Annotated in this window: 1 pseudogene; it reads right to left on the reverse strand. The window is 59.9% G+C overall.

What is annotated here, in order from left to right:
- Window positions 1-952: pseudogene (locus FJA49_RS18350) on the reverse strand (hypothetical protein); the annotation flags it as partial.

Consider the following 952-nt stretch of genomic DNA (forward strand, 5'->3'; position numbering starts at 1 on the left):
TCTACCCTCATCATGCCGTCGGCATTCGTGTCGCATACCACAAGGTCGTCGATCGCTGCGGGAACTACCGGAACCGGGTTCACGATCAGCTGCAGCGGCGCAACAGAGTAGCATTGCGTGGTCCTGTCAGTAACCCGGATCCAGATCGTGCCGGAAGCAAGGTTGCTGTATGGGCTGGTATATGGGAACACGTTGTTTTCCGCATTCGGCATCGTCTCGTGGAAGCTCACGTCATAAGGCGCTCCTCCCGTGATCTCCGCCTTAAGGGCGTCAAGGTCGAACTGCTCCGTGCCGTTGCCGTCAGGGTCGCAGGCCGTAGGGATTACCGCAGGAATGGTAACCAGCGGACGCTGCTGTACTCTCAACGTAAGCGTGGTCTGCGAGAAGCATCCCGTGGCCGTATTGGTCACCCCTACAATGATGGTCTGTACCGTCTGCACGCCGTTCGGGTAGGCCAGCGGAAGCTCCGTGCCGGCCGCAAGGGCCGCACTGTCAAGGTAGTATTTCACTTCCATGCCCGGTACCGTGGTCACCAGCTGCCTGTGGGCGGCAAGGTCGAACACCTCGTAGCCGTCGCCGCTAGGGTCGTCGCACAGCGTGTATTCCGGAAGCGGCACTGCCACTACAGGGTTAGGGTTAACCTTCAGCACGATAGGAACCGCCTTGAAGCAGCCCTTAGGCGTGGATACCCTTACCCAGATCGTCTGGGTGTAGGCCGTGGTGTTATTGTAGTTGAGGACCGGAAGCGGCGCAGCCGTAGGGACTGCCGCCTTGGCATCGGCCTCAAGCGCATAGTATTCGAAAGTATAGGTGTCGAGCGGGTCAAGGCTCAGGAGCATGTCCGCCTCCCTTACGCTGATGTCAGGGAAGGTGGCGAAACCGTCAGCGGTAGCGTCGTCGCAGATCTCGATAGGGTCTGGCGACACCGGCTGCGGCGTGCGGTTCACGATCA

The organism is Flavobacterium microcysteis, from assembly GCF_006385255.1.
Classification (GTDB): Bacteria; Bacteroidota; Bacteroidia; order Flavobacteriales; family Flavobacteriaceae; genus Flavobacterium; species Flavobacterium microcysteis.